Below are 2,892 nucleotides of genomic sequence, written 5' to 3'. Positions count from 1 at the left end.
GTCGCGGCGATCGATCCGAAAAACAACAAGATGGTCTATGCGATCGATTCCGGCTCAACCAATGGCCATCGCCTTTGCATCGCGGCGGACGGCCAGCGGCTCTACACCGACAACGAGGAAGACGCGTCCGTGTCGGTGATCGACCTGCCGAACCGCAAGCTGCTCGGCCAGATCAAGACGCCGCAGGCGCTGGCCGGCATCGCCGTCTCCAGCGACGGCAAGACCGTCATTGCCGTGAGCGACGAGAAGCCGGCGCAGATCGCGCGCTACTCGCCGGATGGAAAGCTCCTCGTTGTCAGCAATCTGAACAGCAACATGCTGCACATCATCGATGCGTCGTTCGGCGCCCAAACCGCGATCCCGGTCGGCAACCAGCCGATGGACTTCGCCTTCCGCGGCGACGAATTGTTCGTCGGCTGCCAGGGAGACGGCTCGATGCACGTCATCGATATTCCGGGCCGCCGCGTGAAGCAGAGCTTCCAGGTCGGCACCGGCTGCGAATCTGTGGGCTTTTTCTAGGCCCCCCGAACTGGCAACTGGGCACGCACCCCGCTAGATAGGCAGCGGGAGAGCCTTAAATGACGCGTGAAGCCAAAGCCGCCAAAGAACGGGAAACCTGGGCGAAGCTCTGGCCGAGCCAGACGCCTGAGAAATCCGTGCCATTGCTGCAGGCGCTGCACATTCTGACGCGCGAAGCGACGCTGAACGCGGATTCGCGGCGCAAGCTGACGCAGGTGCTGCACCTCGCCCAGTTGCTGCGGCCGACGCTGGAGCACCTGCTCAAGGACGATGGCGAGCCGGTGATCGCCGACGTCGGCGCCGGCAAATCCTATCTCGGGTTTATCCTCTACGATCTGGTGCTCGGCCCGGCCGGACGCGGCAGTGTCGTCGGCGTCGAGGCGCGCGACAGACTGGTCGAGTCGTCACGCGCGCTGGCGGCGCAATCTGGCTTCGAGCGCATGCAGTTCATCGCCGCGCCCATCGCCGAGGCAAGCCTGCCGGGCGGCCGGGCCGACATGGTCACCGCGCTGCACGCTTGCGACACCGCGACCGACGACGCCATCCGCTTCGCGCTGCGCCATGAGGCCAAGACGATTGCGCTGGTGCCGTGCTGTCAGGCCGAAGTGGCGCGGCTGCTGGAGGGCCAATCCGGGCCGCTGCGCCAGTTGTGGCGGCATCCGATCCAGCGCCGCGAGTTCGGCGCGCATGTGACGAACGTGATTCGCGGCCTGGTGCTGGAATCGCACGGCTACAAAGTGCGCGTCACGGAATTTACCGGCCTCGAACATACGATGAAGAACGAGTTGATCCTGGCCGAGCGGCACCAGCGCAGCAACGCGCAGGCGCGCGGTGAACTCAACCGGCTGATCGACCAGCTCGGCGTCAAGCCGGCGCTGCTCGACGTGATGGCTGCCTAGCGCATGGTCGCGAACGTCGCGGGCATTTATGGCAAGCCGCCGGCGGATGTGGTCGAGACGCCGCGCGACGCGATCCAGTTTTCGCCACTGATGCCCGGCGCTTCGGAATTGGTGTCGCAAGCCGACGGCAGCCTCGCTTCCATGACGATACTCGCGCCGCCGGGCACGCTCGAGCGCCGCTACACCCTCGCCCTCGCCTTGCGCGCCGTGGCACCGGGCAGCACTGTTGTTGCGCTGGCGCCCAAAGACCAGGGCGGCACGCGGCTGCGCAAGGAACTGCAAGCCTTCGGCTGCATGACCGAGGAAACCGCGCGGCGGCATCATCGCATCGTCACCTGCAAACGGCCCGACCGCCTCACCGCCATCGACGAAGCGCTTGCGGCCGGCGGCCCGCAGCTTTTGCCGGACTTCGGCCTCTGGTCGCAGCCCGGCGTCTTCAGTTGGGACCGTATCGACCCCGGCAGCGCGTTGTTGCTGCAGCACTTACCCGCGCTGAGCGGGCGTGGCGCCGACTTCGGCTGCGGCGTCGGCGTGCTGGCGCGCGCGGTGCTGGCCTCGCCCAAGGTCGCGCAGCTCACGCTTGTCGATATCGACCGCCGTGCGGTTCAAGCTGCGCAGCGCAATCTCGACGATGCCCGCCTGAGCTTCCGGTGGATCGACGTCCGCGATCCCAACCCCGATCTCGCCGCGCTCGACTTCGTCGTGATGAACGCGCCATTTCACGACGCTGGTACGGAAGACCGCGGGCTTGCTCTCAACTTCGTCAAGCGCGCCGCCGAGGCGCTACGCCCGGGCGGCGTTTGTTGGCTGACCGCCAACCGCCATTTGCCGTATGAAGGTGCCATGAAGCCGTTGTTCAAGCGCGTCGATCTGACAATCGAAACAGGCGGTTACAAGATCTACGAGGCGCACAAGTGAGCAAAGCGACATTGCGGCTCGACCGCCTGCTCGCCAATCTGGGCTACGGCTCACGCCGCGAGGTGCAGCGGCTGGTCGTGATGGGGCTGGTGACGCTGGACGGCGTTACGTTGGAAGACAGCGACCAGCGCATCGCGATCACGCCGGATTTGTCATCGCGCATGACCGTCGACGACGAGCCGCTCGATCCGCCGCCGGGCGTGGTGGTGGTGATGAACAAGCCCATCGGCGTCACCTGCTCCCACAAAGAGCCGCCGCTGGTCTACTCCCTGCTGCCGGAACGCTGGCGCGCGCGCGAACCGGCGATCTCGACCGTCGGCCGCCTCGACAAGGACACCTCCGGCCTGCTGCTGCTGACCGATGACGGCGCGCTGCTGCACAAGATCATTTCGCCGCGCAGCAACGTCACCAAGCACTATGACGTCACGCTCGACAGGCCGCTGCGCGGCGGCGAGGAGAAAATCTTTGCGTCCGGCGAATTGATGCTGGAGAGCGAAACGACGCCGCTGCTGCCTGTGCCGATGGAAATAGTGTCGCCGACCCGCGCTTTCGTGAC

The 2,892-nt window shown here is 66.0% G+C and carries 4 protein-coding genes; all 4 read left to right on the top strand.

The annotated features are described in order from the left end of the window. Positions 1 to 519, top strand: a 519-nt coding sequence (locus tag QOH60_RS28405; RefSeq protein WP_526425231.1) for a YncE family protein, incomplete at its 5' end; no start/stop codon positions are given. Between the two features lie 59 nt (positions 520 to 578). Continuing rightward, on the top strand, positions 579 to 1,418 hold the full coding sequence (locus tag QOH60_RS28400; RefSeq protein ID WP_526425230.1) for a methyltransferase: 840 nt from the start codon (positions 579 to 581) through the stop codon (positions 1,416 to 1,418). Positions 1,419 to 1,421: 3 nt separating this feature from the next. Beyond that, positions 1,422 to 2,336, top strand: coding sequence for a class I SAM-dependent methyltransferase (locus tag QOH60_RS28395; RefSeq protein WP_526425229.1), 915 nt, complete (start codon positions 1,422 to 1,424; stop codon positions 2,334 to 2,336). Then, positions 2,333 to 2,892 (top strand): RNA pseudouridine synthase (locus tag QOH60_RS28390; RefSeq protein ID WP_526425228.1); only part of this gene is annotated, 560 nt, incomplete at its 3' end. The genes QOH60_RS28395 and QOH60_RS28390, both read left to right, overlap by 4 nt.

This window comes from Mycobacterium sp., assembly GCF_032159765.1.
Taxonomy (GTDB): domain Bacteria; phylum Actinomycetota; class Actinomycetes; order Mycobacteriales; family Mycobacteriaceae; genus Mycobacterium.
This window is presented reverse-complemented; position numbering and strand designations above follow the sequence as displayed.

What these genes read in the sequence shown, in the direction of transcription:
- QOH60_RS28395 (WP_526425229.1), top strand. Translation starts at nt 1,422, where the DNA reads ATGGTCGCGAACGTCGCGGGCATTTATGGCAAGCCGCCGGCGGATGTG.
- QOH60_RS28400 (WP_526425230.1), top strand. Translation starts at nt 579, where the DNA reads ATGACGCGTGAAGCCAAAGCCGCCAAAGAACGGGAAACCTGGGCGAAG.